Genomic DNA, 21497 nt, shown 5'->3' with positions numbered 1-21497 from the left:
TAAGTCGGAGCATCTGCTTCGATTTTTTTGTTGCCTAAAGGAGGTAAATATGAAACAAATCGAATTAGGGCAGTCTGGTTTGAACGCAAGTCAGATTGCTTTAGGTGTTATGAGAATAGATAGAAAAAATGCCCAAGAAGCTGCCAAAACAGTTTCTACAGCTTTCGACGCGGGAATTAATTATTATGATACAGCCGACATTTATGGGGCTGGAAAATCGTCTACAATTTTTGGTCAAGCTTTAAAAGATGCCGGAATTGATCGAAACAAAATTTATATACAAACAAAGATTGGCATTATCCTGAAAAATGGACAGATTAATGGTGACGGCTTAACCGGCCTTCGTTATGATTTTTCACGCGAACACTTGCTTTCGGCTGTTGATATCGAATTGCAGCGTTTGCAGACTGATCACATTGATTTTTTGCTTTTGCACCGTCCCGATACTTTGATGGAGCCCGAAGAGATTGCCGATGCTTTCAGTCAACTTGAGGCTTCCGGGAAAGTTTTGCATTTCGGGGTTTCCAACTTTACTCCCTATGATATTGAACTTGTTCAACAAGCCGTTAGCCAGCGCTTAGAAGTCAATCAATTACAATTTGCTTTAACGCATGCGAATATGATTTCTGAAAATATTCAAATGAATATCGACGGCAGTCCGGACTCTGATACCCATGTTCGAACTTTTGATATTTTGACATATATGCGTTTGCACAAAATGACGATTCAAGCCTGGTCGCCTTTCCAATATGGGATGTTTGCCGGTGTCTTTATCGACAATCCTAAGTTTAAAGAACTAAATGATCAATTGCAGACTTTGGCCGACAAGTATCATTCAAATAAAAGTGCTGTCGCTGTTGCTTGGATTTTAAAACATCCGGCAAATATTCAAACAATTCTTGGAAGTACTTCGCCGGAGCATATCAAACAAATGACTGAAGTTGATGATGTTCATTTGAGCAACCAAGAGTGGTACGACCTTTATCAGGCTGCCGGCTATAAAATTCCTTGATATAGTTTGTCGAGACAAAGCATTTTCCAAATTGAAAATGCTTTTTTCTCACGAATAAAATATGTTTATAAAATAAAAGGATTAAACGATGATCACATTTGATGAAAACACAAAGGTATTTCATTTATCCAATAATCAAATTTCTTATCTCATGTCAGTTGAAGAAGGAAACCTGCTTGCCCATCTTTATTTTGGTAAAAGAGTTGGGCATTATTCTGGAGAAAGATTAAATCCCCGCTTTGACCGTAGTTTTTCCGGCAATCTGCCTGGTTCTTTAGATCGCACTTATTCAAAAGATACTTTGTTGCAGGAATGGTCGGGAAATAATACCGGAGATTATCGAGCCCCAGCTGTGATTATCCGCGATGAAAACGGGGCAAGACAAACAGATTTTCGTTTTCAATCTTATAAAATAATTGACGGAAAACCGGAATTGAAGAATCTTCCCCATGCTTATGTCAAGGATGATTCCGAAGCTCAGACTTTGATTGTGAATCTATTGAATGAAAACTTGGCATGCGAAGTTGAACTCAGTTATAGCATCTACAATGATCGACCCATTATTGCCCGCAGCGCAAAATTAATTAACAAAGGACGACATATTTTGCATATTGAAAAGATTGCCAGTATGCAGATTGATTTTCCAAAAAGCGATTTTCAAGTTATCTCCCTTCCAGGCGCTCACGCCCGCGAACGGCAAATCGAACGGCAAACGCTTCACCATGGATTGACTCAATTTGAAAGTCGTCGGGGTACCTCCAGCCATCATATGAATCCTTTTATTGCTTTGATTCATCCATCGACAACTGAATTTAACGATGAAGCGATTGGCATTCAATTGGTTTATTCCGGAAATCATCAAGAAACGCTTGAACGCGATTATATCGACCAGACACGGGTTCTTGCCGGCATTAACCAGTATGATTTTGATTGGAAGCTAAGAGCGGGTGACTCCTTTCAAACACCGGAAGCTCTGATTGTTTATTCAAGTAGCGGCTTAAACGGAATGTCTCAAACTTATCATCGTCTGCTCCGTGAGCGCGTTGCTCGTGGAAAGTATCAATTTGCTCAGCGGCCAATTGTTATTAACAATTGGGAAGCAACTTTTTTTGATTTCGATACCGAGAAAATTCAGAAAATTTTGGATAACGCTGCGCCCTTGGGAATTGAAATGTTTGTCCTTGACGACGGTTGGTTCGGGCATCGGGATGATGACAATTCAAGTCTTGGCGATTGATTTGAACATGCAACGAAACTAAGGGGTGGACTGAAGGCCTTGAGCCAACAGGTCCATGACAGGAAAATGAAATTCGGTCTTTGGTTTGAACCGGAAATGATTTCTGAAGATTCCGAATTATATAAAAAACATCCTGATTATGCTTTGCAGGTTCCTGGCCGAGGGATGACGCCTTCGAGAGGGCAATATGTATTGGATTTTTCTCGAAAAGAAGTGGTCGATAATATTTTTAATCAAATGACCAAAATTCTTGATAATGTTGATATAGATTATGTCAAATGGGATATGAATCGTCATTTAACAGAAGTATATTCAACTGAATTACCAGCTGATCGTCAAGGCGAGGTAAGTCACCGTTACGTGCTGGGTGTTTATGATTTGGCTCAACGGATTACTTCCCGATACCCAGACATTCTTTTTGAGGGTTGCTCTGGCGGTGGCGGTCGTTTTGATGCCGGCATGCTTTATTATTTTCCTCAGTCCTGGACATCTGATAATACCGACGCCGTGGCGCGTTTGAAAATTCAATACGGTAGTTCTTTGTCTTATCCGGTATCGAGTATGACAGCCCATGTCTCTGTTTCTCCGAATCAACAGACCGGTCGTCAAACGAGTTTTGAGATGCGCGGGGATGTGGCGATGGCGGCTGTCTTTGGCTATGAATTGAATTTAGCCGATTTGTCCGATAAGGAAAAAGAAATCGTTAAATCGCAAATTAAATTTTATAAAAAACATCGTCAACTAATTCAGTACGGAGATTTTATCAGATTAAAATCGCCTTTTGATGGAAACCAAACAGCCTAGGAATTTGTTTCACCTGATAAAAAAGAGTTGCTGCTTTATCGTTATAAACTAATTTCCCAAGCTCAACCGGAATTTACTTTGACAAAATTGGCCGCTTTGGATCCTGATAAGATTTATCTGGCTGATGATAAAAAAGGTATGCCGGTGATGAATTGATGAATATCGGTCTTTATGATACACCGATTCAATTGGCCGATTGGACCAGTCGAGTTGATTATTTTCAAGCTGAAAATTGATTCGGGCGATAATTTAATTAAATGCGAAAAGTTTCTTAGAAGGGAAACTTTTTTGTTTGTTCGTAAATTCCCTTATTGACTTGTGAATAATTTAATTTAAAATAAAGAAGTGGTTGAATTATCATTTTCTAATTTTGTGATTGCTCGTCTTTTAAAAGTATCTTGATTTTAATCAAATAGTTTTCGAAGTGAAGTATCCTAAATGATATTCGGCGACTTTCCAATTATTTGATAAAGGTTTAATAAGATCCAATAGGAATGCTGATTAATAAAGGGGAATATAGAAATATGAATGCATTAGTTTTAGATAAGATGAATCATTTGGAGGTTGAGAATTTGGAAAAACCAACTCCCAAAAATAATGAAGTTTTAATTAAGGTCGCTTATGTTGGCGTTTGCGGAACCGATAAAGCATTGTATCAGGGACTTCCTGGTTCGGCGGATGCAGTGCCGCCAATTGTTTTGGGACACGAGGATTCGGGAACGGTTGTTGAAATCGGTGAATCCGTTACCAATTTTGAAGTTGGTGATCGCGTTGCAATCGATCCGAATATTTATTGTCATAAGTGCGATTTTTGCCGTACGAACCGTCCTGAATTATGTACTAATTTATCTGCCGTTGGTGTTACTCGCAATGGCGGATTGGAAGAATACGTGGCTGTCCCAGAAGAAGTAGCTTATAAACTGCCTGATAATGTCAGCTTCAAACAGGCTGCGTTAACAGAGCCTTTGAGCTGTGTTGTCCATGGGGTCGACTTGTTAGCTATCAAGCCTTTCCAAGAAGCAATTGTTTTGGGTGATGGTTTTACCGGTCAATTGTTTGTTAAGACGCTTAAAGCTTACGGCGTTTCCAAAGTCACTATTTCAACTCGTCATCTTGATGATGAAAAGCACGTTGATTTTCTTAAAAAGGTTGTTGGTGCCGACGAGGTTGTCGATGCTCGTTCAAATGATTTTGACAAGGATTATGATGTTGTCGTTGAAGCGGTCGGATCAGCCGATGTTCAAGAACAGGCAGTTAAAGCCGCTGCTCATGGTGGACAAGTGTTAATGTTCGGTGTTGGAAAACCCGAACAAAAGTTTTCTGTTTCTTCTTATGAAATCTTCCAAAAACAACTGACGGTTCAGGGATCGTTTATTAATCCCTATACTTTTAAAGCGGCTATTGCAATGATCGCCGCCGGCAAGATTGACCCTTCCGAATTGGTCAGCATGGAATTAAAAGCTGCCAAAATGAACGACTACCTTTCAGGGAAGATTAGAACCAACAAAGCTGTTTTGAATATTGAAGCCGCCTTCTGAGATCAACTTGTTTCACAAGGGTAATTGTTAATCCTTTATAATACTTTTATGGCCTTTCAAAACTTTTAAAAAGGAGAAAATATGCCGGTTCAAAATAAAGCAATGCTGATCACCTATTCGGATTCGATGGGTAAGAATATCAAGGAATTACAATACATTTTAGATAAATATATTGGAGACGCGATTGGTGGAGTTCATCTGCTGCCTTTTTTTCCGTCAACCGGAGATCGTGGTTTTGCGCCCTCGGATTACACTCGTGTCAATCCGGATTTCGGTGATTGGGAGGATGTCGAGGAACTTGGAAAAAAGTATTATTTAATGTTTGATTTCATGATTAATCACATTTCCCGTGAATCGATTATGTATCAAGATTTCAAGGAAAAAAAAGGATGCTTCCAGCTACAAGGACTTTTTTATTCGTTGGGAAAAGTTCTGGCCGAAAGGACGCCCGACGAAGGCCGATATCGATTTAATTTACAAAAGAAAAGATAAGGCGCCGATTCAGGGGATTACTTTTGCAGACGGCAGTCAAGAACATCTTTGGAATACTTTTGGCGATGAGCAGATCGATATTAACGTGAAGTCCAAAGTTGCTCAGGAATTTTTTAAAGATACTTTACAGTCAATGGTTAAGCACGGTGCGGATTTGATTCGCCTGGATGCCTTTGCTTATGCAATTAAAAAGATTGATACTAATGACTTCTTTATTGAACCGGAAATTTGGGATTTACTGGAATCAGTTCGGAAGATTCTCGAACCCCTACATGCTGAAATTTTACCGGAAATTCATGAACATTACACAATCCCGGCCAAAATAAATGAGTATGGTTACTTTACCTATGATTTTGTTTTACCTCTGGTAATTTTGTACACTCTTTATTCTGGAAATCCCAAGCAATTGGCCAAATGGTTGAAAATGTCACCAAAAAAAAACAGTTTACGACTCTTGATACTCATGATGGAATCGGGGTTGTTGATGCTCGCGATATTTTAACTGATGAGGAAATCGACTATACTTCCAGTGAACTGTATAAAGTTGGTGCGAACGTCAAACGGACTTATTCATCTGCGGCCTATAATAATTTGGATATTTACCAGATTAACTCGACCTATTATTCAGCTCTTGGCAATGATGACAAAGCCTATTTGCTTGCCCGTGCAATACAAATTTTTGCCCCGGGAATTCCACAAATCTATTACGTAGGCCTGCTGGCTGGTGAAAACGATTTGGATTTGTTGGAAAAGACCAAGGAAGGACGCAATATAAATCGTCATTATTACAGTGAAGAAGAAGTTGCCAATGAAGTGCAGAGACCAATTGTTGCCTGCCTACTGAAATTGTTGGCTTGGCGCAATCGCAGTGCCGCTTTTGATCTTCAAGGAGATATTCAAGTCAGCGCAACCGACAAAAATGAAATCAAAATTATTCGAACTTCAACCAATGGCCAAGACACCGCGGAATTAACCGCTAATGTGGCTCTAAAAACCTTTACTATAAAGGAAAATGATCAAATTATTTTAATTGAAGATCAGACTGATACAAAGGATATCTAAAAGGTTTGATTTTCTTTAGTCCTTAAAAAAATTCCGATGATGGCGTTTAAAAAGCGGCATCATCGGAATTTTTTATTATCTATTTTTTGCCTGTTTAAAAATTCTTGCCAACGGCGATTATATAAATCGACAAGTTTTGGAGAGTTCAGGACCTGAAAAACATCAATGCTTTCTTTTATGCTTTGTTTTGCAACTATTCGGTCTCCTTTTAAATAATCCAGTAAACCCTTAATAAAATGCAATTCTGTTTTTTCGTAAAGATATTGTTCGTTATGAATCGAGTTTCCCGCCTGTTTGATCAATTGAGCCAATTCGGGAATTTTACCTTGAAAGGCCATGATTAGGGCAGTACTCAAAATGATATATAGAAAATCCGCCTGGTGATTCCAATTTACATCAATTGTTTCCGAACCATTCTTCAACATTTGCTGTGTTAGATAAAAGGATTGCATGGGAGAGAATAAATTGATGATGCTCATATATAGTCTGATTTCATAGTGTGTTCAAGTTTCTTTTGCGAAAAGATAATTATAGAGAAACTGTTTTTCTTTTTGGGAAACTTTAGCAATATGGTGCTTCTCCATGATTGATTTTTCTTTTAGAAAATTTACATAATCATATTCAATTTGGTTATTTATCCATCTTTGATAATAATATTTGCTTAATTTATTTGATTTTTCAATGATTTGCTGGTCGACATAATCCTTCGTATCCTCGTAATGAAAAGGTTGATAGCGATTGTTTCTTTGATTATTTATATAGACGAATTCTTCGACCGAAACATTGATGTTCAGCAACAGGCGATATAATTTATCGAAGACAATATTGCTTTGATCCCTTTCAAAGCGTGATAAAAATGATTTTGAAACGACGTTTTTAGCAGCGTTTGATAAACTGACTCCTTTGGCGATTCTCAATTCTTTGAAGGTTTGGCCATATCTGTCATGATCTCTCCTGCGAACTATATGCAACTTTTTTATTGGCCTCCTTATTAATTATCGGCATCAAAAAAGATAAAATCGTTGTTCGAAAAGTGTCGGATAGTTCGCTTGGTTTTAGGTTTGGTTTGATGTATGTTTGGCAGCATAAACTGATTTTGAGTATCGGTATTATTTCTATTCTGCCTTTGATTGTCACACAGATGTTTAATGTTTCTTCACCGGATTATATTTCGACAGTTTTAAAGTCCAATAGTGTTGTTTACGGTTTGGCAGACATGAGTTATGGTGCTGGTGGTCTATTGGCAGGCTTAATTACAAGTTGGTTAATCCTCATATTTCCGAATAAAAAAATTATTGTAAATTTGTTCGCTCTTGCTAGTCTAGTTTTGTTTTTCTTGTATATCGGTCGTTTTGTTTTACTTATGTATCTTTGCACTTTCTTATTAGGATTTTCCAATTCTGCTTTGAGGGTCGTAATTAATACAGTTCTAATGAAAGAAGTCGACAAAAGTTTTATGGGTAGGTCGACTTCCATCTGGAACGGAATTGCTCAGTTTATTGAAATTTTTATATCTACAGTAATTGGTATTACAAATGATCATTTAGGAGCAGCTTTTGGTTTCTTATGTATGTTCGCCATTATGTTTGTCGGTGTCTTTTGGAGTCTTAAAGCGATTAAATTGGAAACAATTGATGGACTTTAAAATAATCCTTGGTACGATTAACATTTTATTAACTATTCGACAACTTTTTATAAACATTTGCTGGATATACTTTGCTCCATAAATATCAAAGGAGCAATCAATAAAAATGGAAATCGAAACTTACAAAGATATTTTTAAATCGAAAAACGGCAGGATATATTTAGAACAATTACCTCATTTAGAAAAAATTCGTTCAGGACAATCATTTTTATACCGTAAAAACGGCAACGAAAGTATGATTATGGAATTGTCGATGCATGATTTAGTCGACGCTGATTTATTGGAAAAGGCGCTTCTTCGATCACTGTCTAGATACCCTTATCTAACCAGCAAATTTATCCAAGTTGATGGCGATTTTTATCTTAGTGCAAATTTTCTGCCGATGAAGGTCGTCGAGACTCTTCGATTGAGACCACTCGGAGGTTTGGAAACAAATTATCATTTAGTTGATATTACCTTTTATGAAAAAAGATTTATGTCGCTTATCATCATGCCCTTTGCGATGGTCAGGGAATCATGCCTTTTGTCAGAAAACTAATTTACTATTATTGCTTAAAAAAATATCAACCACCGATTGATATTGATGATTTGAGTTTAGCTTCCGAAAATATGTCAATTGGCGAATTACAAGAACCCTTTGTTTCGGAGGAAAAAGCAACCGATACATTACCTGTATTTAAGCATGATGCCTTTAGGCTTCCGGAATTGACAACTGATAAACATCTCTATAAAAGCACCAGATACGAATTAAATATTGATCAAGATTCTTTTGTCGGGTGGGCACGATCAAAGCATGCAACGCCTTCGATCACTGTTGCTTTGCTAATGTCCAAGGTAATCGAGAATGTTCATCCAAATGAAAAAGAAATAATTTGCAACCTGGCCAGGGATGACCGTGCCGGAAGCAGTTGCCAAAATACTTTTCGTAACTGTGTCGGCAGTATTGAATTAGCTTACAGTCGACATCCTGATGAAATTCCTTTTCTTGATCAGGTTGAGAATTATCGAAATACGATTAGACAAAGCAAACAGAAGCAACAGCTAAGAGACTCTATTAGCCGGATGACGGCTTTATCCGATCAACTTGACAAGCGAAAAGGATTTTTAGACAAACAAAAAATGCTTTCCTTCTACGACGATTTGATTCTAGATACTTTTGTTTTGAGCTATATTGGACAGTTCAAGCTTGGTGCTTATGAATCTTTTATTGACGACATTCATTCTTATATCAGTGGTTCGAAAGGTTTAACAATTCAAATGTCGGCTGTTAATGAAACTCTGTCGCTTGATTTTATTCAAAGTTTTGCCGACAAAATTTATTTGGAATCATTTATTGAAGAATTAAAGCAAAGAAACATCGGCTTTTTTGTTAAAGACCCGATTGAATTTGAAACGCCCTACGATGCTTTAAAACAAAGCTAATTTATTAAAGAAGCTTAAGGTGATTGATTTTTGTCAATTAACATTTCATAAACATTTTTAAAACATTTCGTAAACAAAGTTTCCCTATTCTATAGATGTTCAAAAGATATTTACAAGAATTATTAAAAGGAGGCAAGTATGAAAATATTAATCTCGATCATCACTGTTATTATGACCGGCGGCTTAGGCATCTTGGCTGTCGCTCTTTGGAATCATTATCACTATCAAAAAAATTCTATTTAATTTAAAAGGGAGTTATCAAAATGGTCGCAGGAACAATCGCAATTGTAATCGTTGTTGCTTTACTCACAGTGGCGTGGAAAATATTTAATTAATCAAAAAACAGAAAGGAAATTATTAAAATGATTATTATTATCGGAATCTTATTAGGAGCGTTCACTGGTTGGGGGTTTTAACCATAGCTGATCGTCATAGCAGGGCATTACTTGTCACAACTTCGACTTTTGGTGCTTTGGGGGCTGTCGCTGCCAACCAGTTACTTAGTTGGGGACTTACAGTTTGGGGGATTTCTATCTTACCGGTATTAGCTGGTTCTATCGTCTTGCCTTTAGTTTCTATCTATGGATTTTATTTCGGTAAAAACTATTTCAAAAAGCTTCGAGCAGGTAATTAAAATCTTTGAAACTATTTGATTTGTTATGATCATATTGAATGGTTTTTCGATTCTGCGGAGGCACGAATGGTCAAAATCCTGGTAGTTGAAGATGATGAAAATTTTAATTCATTAGTCAGCCGGTATCTTGCTTCGAACGGTTTTGAAGTAATCAGTTGTGCTGATGCTCAAAAAGCCTACGATGCTTTGTATAATAATCTCTTTGATTTAATTGTCACTGATGTTATGATGCCGGGAATTGACGGTGTTGAATTCGCCAAGACTGTTAGGCAGCTTAACGAGAATATTCCAATTCTCTTTGTCACTGCCCGCGATGATATCAAGACAAAAAAAGCTGGTTTCAGAGTAGGTATTGATGATTATTTGGTTAAACCGATTGATCTGGATGAATTGAAATTAAGAATCAGTGCTGTTTTGAGAAGAGCCAATATTTCGCAAAATCAGAAAATAGAGATTGGAAATTTATTACTTAAGTCTGAAGAAATTTCTGCCAGCATAAATGGTGTTCCTATACCTTTGACTGTTAGAGAATTTAATATCTTGTTTAAAATGCTTTCTTTCGCCGGACGAGCCTTTTCAAGGGCTGAATTATTAGATGATTTTTGGGATACCGAAAGTAATGCCAGTCTTCGAGCCGTAGATGTCTATATCACGAAGTTGAGGGAAAAGTTCAAATCAACGAATGCTTTTGAAATTAACACAATTCACGGTTTAGGGTATAAAACTGTTATTCGATCATGAAAACAAGACATGGTACGAGGAAAAAAAATAAATCATCTTACTTTTCTTTGCGTAATTATATTCTCATGCTATTATTATTCAGTATTATTGGCGGGATTCCCGGTATTCTGTATGCTTCTAATGCTCAAAATTGGCAAGATGTTTTAATCAGTGGTTACACCGGATGGTATTTGCTTTATTGGGTCATCTTTTCTGCGATTTTCTCGGCTTTTGCTGCATTTCGAAGATATCGCGACTTCGATAAACCAATTAAGCAGTTGAGCCAGGCCGCTAATCAAGTCGCAAATGGTGATTTTTCAGTTTACTTGCCAGCGATTCACGATGCTGAGCATTACGATTATTTAGATATTTTATTCGAAGATTTCAACCTGATGGTCTCTGAACTTGGATCGACCGAAACATTGAAAAGTAATTTTATCAGCAATGTTTCTCATGAGTTTAAAGCTCCTTTAGCGGTTATTCAAGGCTACGCTAATAGCCTTAATGATGATTCCTTATCTGTAAAGGAACGACAAAAATATTTGAGGGCTATTGTTGAAGCAACCAACAATCTGGCGTCTTTGGTGACTAATATTCTTCGTTTAAATAAATTAGAGAATCAAAATATGCCGACCAAACTTTCTTATTTTGATTTAAGCCGACAATTAGCTGATTGTGCTCTGCAGTTGGAGCCAAATTGGGAGAAAAAAGAAATTGATTTTCAAGCCGATCTATTGGATCATTGTCCGATTTTGGCTGATGAAGATATGTTGGCGATTGTCTGGAATAATTTGTTAAATAATGCAATTAAGTTCACGCCTGAAAAGGGCAAGGTTTCTCTTATACAGAAAAAACAGGATCAGGGCGTTCTTATTTCAATCGTTGATTCGGGGATTGGTATGGAAAGCTCGGTTATTGATCATGTTTTCGAACAGTTTTATCAGGGAGAAACATCGCATTCCAATAGTAGGAACGGTTTGGGGTTAGCAATGGCCAAAAAGATAATTTCACTTTCAAACGGAACAATCAGCGTACAAAGTAAAGTCAATTTAGGAACGACGTTTTCCGTTTGACTGCCTACCGATCAAAAAAAACGATCCGGATTAACGATTTTATTTATAAATTCCAATTTAAAATTCCAAGAAAGGACAGAATCACCATGCCCAATATTAAAAAAAGAAAACCCGGATTTCATCGGTTATGAATATCGAGAGATTAATATCAATAATAAGCTAGTTGATTTTTATCTGGATAATTATCCCAATTTTGGTTGGCAGATAATATCGGCCGAAAAAGCACAACCCGTTAATAGCAAGATGATTATTAAATTGAAGCGTAACAGACATATTGCAAATAAGCAGGAATTGACCAGGCTTCAAAGAAAATTTGAGGCTCAGCTAAGTCAGGTTGATAAACTTGAGCGGGAAAAAACAGTTCGGGCATCGGCAACAGCCTTAACGATTGGTTTCCTTGGTTCAGTCTTTTTAGCTGCTTCTGTAATGCTTTTCCATTATAATATTTTTTTATCTTTCGTTTTAGGGATACCGGGATTAATCGGTTGGATTCTCCCTTACTGGGTTTATACAAATATCAAGACTCGTCGTTCACAAGAATTATCTCCGCAAATTAATAAACTATACGACCTGCTTTACGATACCTGCGAACAAGCGCACAAGCTTTTAACTTTATAAAATTAAATTAATTTTAATATACATAGATAAGGGGAATAAAGAACTAATTTATTGATCTTTGGAATTTTTTGATAAATAAATTGATGTGAACAAGTTTATGAAAATAAATCGAAAAGGTAAAGTAATGAATTATTTAAAATCAATTATAAATAGTTTGCATTTGCAAAAGCACGTTGAAAATAAACCAGATCGAGTAGTTTTATATAATGCTTTGTCAACTATAACTAATTTTATTTTTGCTGTTTTTAAATTGATTATTGGTCTAATTTTTTTCTCTCTTTGGTTTTTAATATTTGGTAGTTATTACATGGTTTTATTTGCAATACGAGTTTATTTTTTACATAAATATACTAAAGTTCGAAAATCGGATTTATCAAGAAGCGAAAGATTAGTTATCGAAAATAATTGTCTTAGAGAAGGAGGCGCTTTATACAGTCTTCTAGGAATGACCTTTACGGCTTTTTCCTGTTATATGCTTTTTTATGGTCAGGAACAAAAGTACAATCAAAGTCTTGTATTGCTAATTGCCCTAATGGGTTTCACGAAAATAATCTCTTCGGTTGTCGGTTGGGTCAAGTCGAGAAATTTTAAAAGTCCGATCATTCTGTTTTTAAAGTCTCTAAACATCGCCGATGGTTTGGTTGCTATTGTCTTCACCCAATATTCTCTTTTATCGATGGAACGTTCTTCGAGTGCAACTTCTGCCACTGGCTTATTTGGTATCGGGATCGGAATTTGTTTAATATTTGTAGGTTTCTTTATTATCTTTAAATCGCTTAAATACAAACAGATTTGATTTATGTTTATCTATTGTCGATATAGTGGACTATCATACAAATAAATCGACTGGTTGATAATTTTGATCAATAAAGAGAGGATCGTTTGAATGGATTTTTTTCAAAGCAAATTTTTATATGGAAAAAAACAATCACAGTTTTGTATTTTTCGAATGCCAAGGAATACCACTAATTGCCCAGTGGTTGTTACAATTCATGGTGGCTTTTGGAAGGCTGAATATGGTCTTGAAGAAATTGTGCCGCTTGACGAAGATTTAGTTCGGCGCGGTTACGCGACTTGGAACGTTGAATATCGTCGTATTGGTGAAAATGGTGGAGGATGGCCGGGGACATTCAGCGATGTTATTGACGCGGTTAATTACTTGGCTTTTCTTAAAGAGGATTTTCCACTTGATTTATCTCGTGTGGTTATCTTGGGACATTCGGCAGGAGGACATTTGGCTCTTTGGTTGGCATCCCGTTGGAACACAAAACAAGCGGATCAAATGGGAAATGTTTTGCATACTTCTATTAAAGCCATAATTAGTCTGGCTGGAGTTTCGAATCTGGAAGAAATGTGGAGAATAGAAAGCAAAGGAAAAACAAGCAATAATGTTTCTTCTTTTCTCGGTGGTACGCCGGAAGAGGCATCTGACCGATATCATTTGGCTTCGCCTTATGAATTATTGCCGCTGCATGTCCGGCAAATTCTAGTTCATGGGGGAAGTGACCAAGAGGTTCCGCTTGATTTAACTCTTGGTTACTACAAAAAGGCAATCAGACTAGCTGATGATGTCGGCTTAATATCGGATTCAAGATCAGATCATTTTGATTTGATCGACCCCTTTTCGTCAATTTGGCTTTCAACTGCTGATTCATTAAAAAATATAATTAACTCATAAATGAGAAATACAATAAATAACAATTTTGTAGAAGTCCACTTACATGATTATTTTTATATTCTTTGGCTATAAAGTCCAATTTTACGAAGAAAGGATTGACGTCTTTTTAATGAAGAGCCGCGTAAATAGTAGGCGGTTGATCGCTTGATTGTTTTAATACCGCACATCTTCAAGACTTGTTTACTAAGAACTTTTCCATAATCCTTTTGAACCAGGTGAACGTAGAATGAAGGAGTATCGTTCGTGGTAATTATCCAAGCCTTTTTTCCTTTTAAATGACCAGTAGGTAACAAACCTTTATATGAATAAGCGTAGCCTTTAGAGAATGTTCGATCGATAAAACCTTTTAAAATAGCCGGCATTCCCGACCACCAAATCGGAAAGATGAATATTAACAGATCGCTGTCAGTGATTTTTTGACGATAATCAGCCAGATCAGGATCATCTTTTAGAAAGCGTCGTTGGTGCAAATGATCAAAATGCAATACCGGATCAAAATTCTCGGCATACAGGTCAATGATTGTTACTTGATGTTTTGTGGATAAATTATTCTTGACCTGTTTTAAAATTCCGGCGTTGAAACCCTCCTTATTTGGATAGGAATAGATGATTGTGATCCTCATAAAACCCCCGGCTGATAAAACTTAAATTGCAGGCTCTTATAGAAAACATTATAGCAAGGCCAAAAGAATTTAAGGACCATGAATATATAATATTAAGCTATAAATTGATTTAGTTGACTATCGTTTCATGGATTTCGTCTGCTTCCAATTTTGTTTTCCGAGCCAACAAGAATAGAATGGTGATTGTATTATCGTTTGACGGGCTTTGCTTCGTTACTTAATTTCCGAGATACAAGAAAGGATAAAGTTATTGGAGCCAAAAAAATCTAAATTCAATAATAGCTTTTTAAAATATAGTACTTATATCATTTCTATTGGGGGTTTTCTTTTTGGCTATGACACCGGCGTAATCAACGGAGCCTTGGCTTTTATGAGTAAACCCGATCAGCTTAATCTAACTCCGGGACTGCAGGGAGTTGTTTCCAGTTCATTGGTACTGGGAGCCTTCTTTGGAGCTCTTGGCTGTGGAAGAATTGCTGATAAATTTGGAAGAAAACAGACTCTGCGTTGGATTGCTGCTTTATTTACAAGTTCAACGATTCTATGTGCTCTTTCAATGAATTTCTTATTTATGTCATTTTTCCGTTTTGCTCTTGGCTTATCTGTCGGGGCGGCCTCAAGTCTATCTCCTATGTATTTGGCTGAGATTTCTCCTGAACCGGTCAGAACGATTAATGTCAATAAAAATGCGATATTCATTGTTCTTGGCCAATTGTCTGCTTTTTGCATGAATGCTTTTCTTGGCAACATTGGGGGAAATTGGAATCCTATTTGGAGAATTATGATTGTTTCGGCAAGTATTCCGGCAATTATTTTGTGGATTAATTCTTTCCATATTGTTGGAAGCCCACACTGGCTCTTGCTTAAAAAAAGATTTAAAAAAGCTCGTAAACTTTTTTCCAAACTGGGATTTGAAAAAAGCACTTTTGACGGTATCGAACAGGAATCAAAAACAAAAAGTAAAAAAGATGATGACATCTCTTGGAAGAGCATCCTAAAAAAACCGAGTCTGGTTTATCTGCTGATTTCTGGAATTTTGATTGCCTTGATTCAACAAATATCCGGAGTTAATACAGTAATGTACTACGGTACTATTTTGATGGAAAAAGTCGGCATGGGACAAAGCGGATCTCTATATGCCAATATTCTGATCGGTTTGGTGTCTTTTGTAGCCAGCATTTTTGGTACAAGATTAATTGCCCGTTTTGATCACCATCGGATGCTTTTGATTGGCTTGTTCGGCAACATTCTTTTTCTGGCTTTATTGGGACTTGTTTTGCGTTTATCTTTATTTACGCAGACAATTACGAATGCCTTGGTCTTGATTTTTCTTGCTCTATTCTTGGCAAGCCATCAGGGAATTGTCAGTCCGGTTACTTGGTTAATAATGTCGGAAATGTTTCCCGGAAAAATCAAAGCACGTTTTATGTCTATAGCAACGGCTACTACCTGGATAACTAATTTTATTATCAGCCTGATATATCCTTTGCTTATATCGGCGGTCGGTACAGCGGTTGTCTTCTTCATTTTCGCCGCCAGCAACGGTGTTAGTGCCTTGCTTTCGATCTTTGTATTGAACGCTAAAGAGATTCAACGGGCTTATCGTAAAAATGATTTAATGTCCCAAGAGAGTAATTAAAGTTTGAGAGAGTTCAAATGTTTTTAGAATTATAAAAAAGGTTTCAACTAAAATAGTTGAAACCTTTTTTATTTTCCTTTATTTTTTCAGACTGAAGAATCAATTCAATATAGATTCAAGTTTCTTAAGAGAATCCAAGAATTCGGAATTGGTTTTTACGCCGCTTAATTTTAATTTTTCTTCCCACCATTGATTTCTGATGTCGATAATCTTTTTTATTACTTTTTTTCCATCGCTGGATATAGCGATTACGTTCGTCGTCCGATTCTTTGACGAGATCTCTTTACTTATGAAATTCAAGGAAAGGAGTTTGGTTGTTTCCCTGGTTATTTGGCCCTTATTAATCACCAATTTTTGAGCTAATTCTGATTGACTGCTGTTTTTATTAAAAAACAGATAAAGCAAAATGTAGGCATTGGTCGGATTTAAATCGTATTTTGCATATTCGCCCTTTGTGTCTTTTAAGAAAGCACGGTGTATTACGGAAAAGTATTGTGCTATGTCACCTGGAAATGTCTCTTCTCTCATAATTTTTGATAGCAGTTCCTCTCCCTTTAATTGTATCAACTTTGCAGATTGCAAAATAATTTGACATTTTCTTTGTTAATGTTATTGTTTAAAAGTAAACGTTTAAAAATCAACGTTTAAAAGTAAACATGTCAAGGAAATTTTAATTAATCCTGCATGCAAAAAGTTTGGAGTTTTGTATGATTTTAGTTTTAATTAGCGCTTTATTGCCAATCATAGTTACTTTGTGTTTGGGATATTTTTCCGGGGCAAGAAAGGATTTTGGAGAAAGTCATTCCAAGATCCTGAATAAATTAATTATGTCCTACAGTTTGCCAATGAGTCTTTTTGGTGGAATTTTAGCTACCGGAAGGAAAGTAATTTTTGAAAATATTCCAGTTGCGATCTGGATTTTTATTGGCATGGTCGGAGGGTATTTGATTGTTTTCTCGATTTGCAAATTTATTTTGAAAAACAGTACCTCTTTGTCGGCTTTAAGATCACTAACTATATCAGGTCCGGCAATTCCTTTTGTCGGTCCGACTTTGTTAGGTTTTTTATTTCCGACAGAAACTTCTTTGATAGTAGCCATCAGAAGCTTAATTATGAATGTTGTTCAAGTTCCCTTAACGGTTATTCTTTTGTCGACCGATAGTTATGAATTATCTGCCAGTAATAAAAACAGAAAAATTAACAACCTTGGTCTTGATATCATTAGTGCTTTTAAAAAACCGGTTGTTTGGGCACCGATTTTTGCTTTGATTCTATCTTTGTTCGGAATAACACTGTCTCCGATTTGGCAAAAGAACTTTTCTGTTTTAGGTGGAGCAACTGGTGGAATGGCTCTGTTTTCAATTGGAATAATCTTGTATGTTAAAAAACCCAAGCTAAATTTAGCCGTATGGATGAACACTTTAAGTCGTACAGTCTTTGTTCCGCTGGTTATTTTTTTGGTCATGATGTTCTTTAAAGTAGATAGATCGGTGATTAATATGACAACCATGACCATGGGAATTACGGTAGCTGCCATTTCAACTATTTTTGCTAACCAATATAAAGTCGCTGAACAGGAAATGGCTTCGACACTGTTCTTAAGCAATATTATTTCTATATTTTCAATGGGATTAATAATCGTTTTCCTGAAAATTTAATTTTTTTAATTATTTAAGACAAAGGAGATAAAATGGATACAGCTCATCAAATTGTTAAGGTATTAGAAGACCGTGATGTTAAATATGTTTTTGGAATTCCAGGCGAAGAAAATATTCATCTAGTCGATGCAATCAACCAATCCGACAAAATTAAATTTATTCTAGTTCGTCACGAACAAGGCGCTTCTTTTATGGCGGGTGTTTATGGAAGACTAACCGGAAAACCCGGTGTTGCCGCCGCTACTTTGGGTCCAGGAGCGATAAACCTGCTTTTAGGAGTGGCGGATTCTCAAACCAATTCAACCCCGATGATCGCTATTACGGCTCAAGGCGGTCTGGACAGAATTTATAAGGAATCCCATCAAGTTATTGATTTAAAAGCAATGTTTCAACCGATAACCAAATGGTCAACCCACATATACGAAGCGAAAACAACTTCCGAGATAATTGGAAAGGCCTATGATAAATCCGTTAATGGCCGACCAGGACCAGTTTACATCGGTGTCCCTCAAGATGTTGAAGAGCAGGAAACTGGTTCTCAAATCAGTACATTTTCAATGCCTAAGGAGAGTAACGAACCCAATCCAAAGTTAATTGAAAAAGCTGCTCGACTTATAAAAAACGCCAAGCATCCAGTTGTGATGGCCGGGATGGGTATTGTTAGGAATCATGCCGAGAAGGAACTGAATGCTTTTATTGAAAAGACTCATTTACCGGTAGCCACTACTTTTATGGGTAAAGGGTCGGTTGACGATCGCTCTAAATATGCACTCGGTGTAATTGGTTTTATGGCACATGACTATGGGAACTTCGCTTTCGATCAAGCTGATCTAATTTTGTCAATCGGTTATGAACTTTCTGAATTCAATCCTGTCCGCATCAATCCAAAAGCCAACAAGACTATTATTCATATGAGTACTTTCAGCGAGGATAGTGATGAACATTATCCTGTAAAAGTAAATATTATTTCTGATATCGACAAAAGTATCAGGGCTTTGTCCGACTGTTTGAACGATTTTAAGTCGTCGGAGACTAAGGCTGATATCAGAGAAGAAGTTGAAGCGGAGATTGCGTCTGGAAAAGTTGAAAGCAAAGTGCCTCTTACTCCTCAACAAATTATCAGTGCGACAAGGGAATCGGTTGATGATAAGGGAATTGTTTTAGTTGATACCGGTGCTCTTAAGATGTGGATGGCTCGTTTATATCCAACCTATGCTCCTAATACCTGTTTGATTGATAACGGACTTTCAACGATGTCCTGGTCTTTGCCGGGGGCTATTGGAGCGAAACTTGCAAAACCAGATCATCATATTTTGTCAGTGATGGGTGACGGCAGTTTTATGATGAATTCTCAAGAGTTAGAGACTGCTGTCAGATATCATATTCCGATTACGATTCTTCTTTGGGTCGACAAATCATATGGACTAATTAAATGGAAGATGGATATGGAAATGGGTCATCATTCCGAGGTTGATTTTGATAATCCTGATTTCGTCGAATACGTCGAATCATTCGGTGCCAATGCTCATATTGTCAGCAGCAGAAACGACTTAAAAAACAAACTTCAAAATTATCTGAAAAACGACAATCAGGTTAACGTTCTTATATGTCCAGTCGATTATAGAGAGAATATGAAACTTATCAATAAACTGGGAAAAGTTACTGTGTCACTTTGACTTAGGCCAAATGTCATCATTTCCAAAAGCATAAAGTGTATCAGTACATTTTATGCTTATATTCTATAAACCCTTCGATTTCTCTGTTCAAAGAGTTTTCTTTTACTTGGTAACAGTCCATGAGAGTTCAAAAAAGCATTCGGCAAAGGAAAACCAAAAACTAATTATGAAAAAGACCTGTTTAAAACAGGTCTTTTTTTGTTGGATATTACTATTAGTATCAAATTAGGTTATCAACAAAAAAGCTGATAAAACCGGCAATTAATTGTGGATGAAGCCACTGCAAAAAATGGTGACCATTTAAAACAAGCTGAATTGAAGCGTTGTTTTCATTGAAATATGGATTACCCCATTTAATATAATCGGGATAATTCAGGGCTGATAGAATTGACAATGTTGGTAACTCGGTTCCAATCTTCATGTCTTGAGTTTTTTTCAGTGTTCTAACGGCTTCTTTTAATTCATCGATTTCAAAGAAATTACCTGATTTTTTTTGATAAATCTTTTTGGCCTGCTTAGCTAAGGGGTCGGGAAGCCATGGATTAATATCTGTATCCATTCCTTGATTGGATTTTTGGCTTTGTTTGGCCTCGTTGAGACTAATGTTCAGTTGATCTGTGTCGTGCAACATTATTTTTGGAGCAGTTGGATCAATTCCAATCAAGCCCGATACTTGAAAGTCTTTTTGTTTTTGATGAAGAATATTGAGCAGGTAAACTGCGCTAAAGCTATGCGATACGATAAATAGTTTAGAACCGCCTACTTTAGCTAATAGTTCCGAAACTTCCTTTGAATAATTCTCCAATGTACGCTGATGGTAGACAGGGTCGCTACTAAAACCAGACCCAAGCATATCGACACTGATCAGATTATATTTACTTTCATCTAAGAAAGTAAATAAATTGTAAAAGTCTAAATAAGCACTATTAATGCCCATGGCAGCGAAGAAAACAAGCGTTGGTTTATTTTGTTTAATTTCTTCACTGGAAAAACAAGTAAAGACGCCGCGAGAAGTTTTGACATAATTTTTATTCATTATTAATTATCTATTTTAATGCATCCGCTTAAGTTGGTTTTGTTCTTTAGCTTCGTCATATGCTCTATTCAGCAGGTGACAACTTCTCATGTATATGAAAAAAGAAGAGGATATGAAATGTTCTCAATCGTTGCCGCTTTCGACTTAATTTGCGTTGCCACTGTTTTATTTAATTCAAATTCCGTCTGGATTCCTCTTTTTATCTTTTCTTTTATCATAAATATCGATATTTGGGGAACTTTCAATTGAATTAGTGTTTTTGGAAAGATGAATAAATAGATAGTATTTTTTGAAAAAAATCTAAAAAATGAATACATTATAATTTTCCATAGGAATTCACATTAATTTGTCTTTAACTGATTCGAGAAACTCTTTGGACCTTTTAATGCAACAGATTTTTTGTTAAAGTTGAGAATTTAAATAATTACAAGGTAGAGTTGTTGGCATTAATTAACGGAATCGATATAGATAACCAGGGACGTTGCGTTCATTATCACGAAGAGAACGATGTTGCCTGTTTAAAACGTGCTCAGTGTGGCGAGTATTATGCTTGCTATTTATGCCATGACGCGAGCGAAAATCATCATTTTTTGGCCAGTGATAAAAATGATTCACCAGTATTATGTGGTGTTTGTCGACATAAAATGAACTTCGACGAGTATACAAGCGGGAAATGTCCATACTGTGGGCACGCTTTTAATCCAAACTGTAAAAAACATTATTCAATATATTTTTCTTAAATTACATAACCATTCCATCGATTTTCAGAGGAAAAAGATCGAATCAATTAAGGCACTGATTAAAGTTGATTTGAATCAAGATTATTATCAGATGCCTGTTTATGAACTCAGCGGTGGTCAGCAAGGCGGGTTGCTTTAGCGAGGCTGCTGTTGAAAAAGATTAGCATAATTTTAGCTGACTAACCAACCG

The 21497-nt window shown here is 36.5% G+C and carries 20 protein-coding genes and 2 pseudogenes; 17 read left to right on the top strand and 5 right to left on the bottom strand.

Annotation, left to right across the window (positions count from 1 at the left end; translation table 11 throughout):
- Positions 1-49: 49 nt before the first annotated feature.
- From J3U91_RS09205 to gtfA, 4 genes and pseudogenes are all read left to right on the top strand, one after another.
- Entirely contained in the window at positions 50-1012 is a 963-nt protein-coding gene (locus J3U91_RS09205; RefSeq protein ID WP_002819651.1) for an aldo/keto reductase, read from the top strand.
- Between the two features lie 88 nt (positions 1013-1100).
- Positions 1101-3289: pseudogene (locus J3U91_RS09200) on the top strand (alpha-galactosidase).
- Positions 3290-3577: 288 nt separating this feature from the next.
- Positions 3578-4591 (top strand): zinc-dependent alcohol dehydrogenase family protein, encoded by a 1014-nt coding sequence (locus J3U91_RS09195; protein WP_002819645.1) that lies wholly within the window; start codon positions 3578-3580, stop codon positions 4589-4591.
- Between the two features lie 81 nt (positions 4592-4672).
- Positions 4673-6145, top strand: a pseudogene (gtfA, locus tag J3U91_RS09190) (sucrose phosphorylase).
- Between the two features lie 59 nt (positions 6146-6204).
- Here the strand turns inward: gtfA and J3U91_RS09185 are convergent.
- Together J3U91_RS09185 and J3U91_RS09180 are read right to left on the bottom strand one after the other, a co-directional pair.
- Positions 6205-6597: an Rgg family transcriptional regulator gene (locus J3U91_RS09185; protein ID WP_018025298.1), complete on the bottom strand. Its 393-nt coding sequence runs from the start codon at positions 6595-6597 to the stop codon at positions 6205-6207.
- Between the two features lie 51 nt (positions 6598-6648).
- A complete protein-coding gene (locus J3U91_RS09180) occupies positions 6649-7116 on the bottom strand; it encodes a helix-turn-helix domain-containing protein (protein WP_032804681.1) in 468 nt (155 codons plus the stop codon).
- A gap of 8 nt (positions 7117-7124) precedes the next feature.
- On the opposite strand from J3U91_RS09180, the gene J3U91_RS09175 reads away from it, so the two are divergent.
- From J3U91_RS09175 to J3U91_RS09135, 9 genes are all read left to right on the top strand, one after another.
- A complete protein-coding gene (locus J3U91_RS09175; RefSeq protein ID WP_002819639.1) occupies positions 7125-7790 on the top strand; it encodes an MFS transporter in 666 nt (221 codons plus the stop codon).
- A 106-nt stretch (positions 7791-7896) separates the two neighbouring features.
- Positions 7897-8328, top strand: coding sequence for a hypothetical protein (locus tag J3U91_RS09170; RefSeq protein WP_002819638.1), 432 nt, complete (start codon positions 7897-7899; stop codon positions 8326-8328).
- Positions 8329-8378: 50 nt separating this feature from the next.
- The gene (locus J3U91_RS09165; protein ID WP_226489947.1) at positions 8379-9212 is read left to right on the top strand and encodes a hypothetical protein; all 834 of its coding nucleotides are present in this window, start codon (positions 8379-8381) and stop codon (positions 9210-9212) included.
- Between the two features lie 403 nt (positions 9213-9615).
- Complete coding sequence (locus J3U91_RS09160; RefSeq protein WP_002819634.1) at positions 9616-9846, top strand: hypothetical protein; 231 nt, start codon at positions 9616-9618, stop codon at positions 9844-9846.
- 66 nt (positions 9847-9912) lie between these two features.
- A complete protein-coding gene (locus J3U91_RS09155) occupies positions 9913-10587 on the top strand; it encodes a response regulator transcription factor (RefSeq protein ID WP_002819633.1) in 675 nt (224 codons plus the stop codon).
- Between the two features lie 65 nt (positions 10588-10652).
- Positions 10653-11639, top strand: coding sequence for a HAMP domain-containing sensor histidine kinase (locus J3U91_RS09150; RefSeq protein ID WP_002819632.1), 987 nt, complete (start codon positions 10653-10655; stop codon positions 11637-11639).
- 255 nt (positions 11640-11894) lie between these two features.
- A complete protein-coding gene (locus tag J3U91_RS09145; protein ID WP_180365957.1) occupies positions 11895-12257 on the top strand; it encodes a hypothetical protein in 363 nt (120 codons plus the stop codon).
- A gap of 97 nt (positions 12258-12354) precedes the next feature.
- Positions 12355-13053: a hypothetical protein gene (locus tag J3U91_RS09140; protein WP_002819630.1), complete on the top strand. Its 699-nt coding sequence runs from the start codon at positions 12355-12357 to the stop codon at positions 13051-13053.
- Between the two features lie 90 nt (positions 13054-13143).
- Positions 13144-13935 carry an alpha/beta hydrolase family protein gene (locus J3U91_RS09135; protein ID WP_002819629.1) on the top strand — a complete coding sequence of 264 codons (792 nt, stop codon included), beginning with the start codon at positions 13144-13146 and terminating at the stop codon, positions 13933-13935.
- Between the two features lie 53 nt (positions 13936-13988).
- Here J3U91_RS09135 and J3U91_RS09130 read toward each other — a convergent pair whose 3' ends face one another.
- Positions 13989-14558, bottom strand: coding sequence for an NAD(P)H-dependent oxidoreductase (locus J3U91_RS09130; RefSeq protein ID WP_002816867.1), 570 nt, complete (start codon positions 14556-14558; stop codon positions 13989-13991).
- Between the two features lie 250 nt (positions 14559-14808).
- Between J3U91_RS09130 and J3U91_RS09125 the strand changes: the two genes are divergently transcribed.
- Complete coding sequence (locus tag J3U91_RS09125) at positions 14809-16197, top strand: sugar porter family MFS transporter (RefSeq protein WP_002819628.1); 1389 nt, start codon at positions 14809-14811, stop codon at positions 16195-16197.
- 99 nt (positions 16198-16296) lie between these two features.
- Here J3U91_RS09125 and J3U91_RS09120 read toward each other — a convergent pair whose 3' ends face one another.
- On the bottom strand, positions 16297-16725 hold the full coding sequence (locus tag J3U91_RS09120; protein WP_002819627.1) for a MarR family winged helix-turn-helix transcriptional regulator: 429 nt from the start codon (positions 16723-16725) through the stop codon (positions 16297-16299).
- A gap of 179 nt (positions 16726-16904) precedes the next feature.
- Here J3U91_RS09120 and J3U91_RS09115 point away from each other — a divergent pair, with 179 nt between their 5' ends.
- Together J3U91_RS09115 and J3U91_RS09110 are read left to right on the top strand one after the other, a co-directional pair.
- Positions 16905-17855 (top strand): AEC family transporter, encoded by a 951-nt coding sequence (locus tag J3U91_RS09115; protein ID WP_002819626.1) that lies wholly within the window; start codon positions 16905-16907, stop codon positions 17853-17855.
- A 32-nt stretch (positions 17856-17887) separates the two neighbouring features.
- The gene (locus J3U91_RS09110; protein WP_002816873.1) at positions 17888-19531 is read left to right on the top strand and encodes an acetolactate synthase large subunit; all 1644 of its coding nucleotides are present in this window, start codon (positions 17888-17890) and stop codon (positions 19529-19531) included.
- A 220-nt stretch (positions 19532-19751) separates the two neighbouring features.
- Here J3U91_RS09110 and J3U91_RS09105 read toward each other — a convergent pair whose 3' ends face one another.
- Entirely contained in the window at positions 19752-20567 is an 816-nt protein-coding gene (locus J3U91_RS09105) for an alpha/beta hydrolase family protein (RefSeq protein WP_002819624.1), read from the bottom strand.
- A gap of 437 nt (positions 20568-21004) precedes the next feature.
- On the opposite strand from J3U91_RS09105, the gene J3U91_RS09100 reads away from it, so the two are divergent.
- Complete coding sequence (locus tag J3U91_RS09100) at positions 21005-21307, top strand: CHY zinc finger protein (RefSeq protein WP_002816876.1); 303 nt, start codon at positions 21005-21007, stop codon at positions 21305-21307.
- Positions 21308-21497 lie beyond the last annotated feature (190 nt).

It is taken from the genome of Oenococcus oeni (assembly GCF_020510245.1).
GTDB lineage: Bacteria > Bacillota > Bacilli > Lactobacillales > Lactobacillaceae > Oenococcus > Oenococcus oeni.
The sequence above is the reverse complement of the archived record's forward strand: the minus strand, read 5'-3'. Positions and strand labels throughout refer to the sequence as shown.

Bases quoted from the DNA above. Each gene is read 5' to 3' on its own strand.
- J3U91_RS09205 (WP_002819651.1), top strand. From the start codon at position 50: ATGAAACAAATCGAATTAGGGCAGTCTGGTTTGAACGCAAGTCAGATT.
- J3U91_RS09195 (WP_002819645.1), top strand. From the start codon at position 3,578: ATGAATGCATTAGTTTTAGATAAGATGAATCATTTGGAGGTTGAGAAT.
- J3U91_RS09185 (WP_018025298.1), bottom strand. From the start codon at position 6,597: ATGCAATCCTTTTATCTAACACAGCAAATGTTGAAGAATGGTTCGGAA.
- J3U91_RS09170 (WP_002819638.1), top strand. From the start codon at position 7,897: ATGGAAATCGAAACTTACAAAGATATTTTTAAATCGAAAAACGGCAGG.
- J3U91_RS09155 (WP_002819633.1), top strand. From the start codon at position 9,913: ATGGTCAAAATCCTGGTAGTTGAAGATGATGAAAATTTTAATTCATTA.
- J3U91_RS09150 (WP_002819632.1), top strand. From the start codon at position 10,653: ATGCTATTATTATTCAGTATTATTGGCGGGATTCCCGGTATTCTGTAT.
- J3U91_RS09140 (WP_002819630.1), top strand. From the start codon at position 12,355: ATGAAAATAAATCGAAAAGGTAAAGTAATGAATTATTTAAAATCAATT.
- J3U91_RS09135 (WP_002819629.1), top strand. From the start codon at position 13,144: ATGGATTTTTTTCAAAGCAAATTTTTATATGGAAAAAAACAATCACAG.
- J3U91_RS09130 (WP_002816867.1), bottom strand. From the start codon at position 14,558: ATGAGGATCACAATCATCTATTCCTATCCAAATAAGGAGGGTTTCAAC.
- J3U91_RS09120 (WP_002819627.1), bottom strand. From the start codon at position 16,725: ATGAGAGAAGAGACATTTCCAGGTGACATAGCACAATACTTTTCCGTA.
- J3U91_RS09115 (WP_002819626.1), top strand. From the start codon at position 16,905: ATGATTTTAGTTTTAATTAGCGCTTTATTGCCAATCATAGTTACTTTG.
- J3U91_RS09110 (WP_002816873.1), top strand. From the start codon at position 17,888: ATGGATACAGCTCATCAAATTGTTAAGGTATTAGAAGACCGTGATGTT.
- J3U91_RS09105 (WP_002819624.1), bottom strand. From the start codon at position 20,567: ATGAATAAAAATTATGTCAAAACTTCTCGCGGCGTCTTTACTTGTTTT.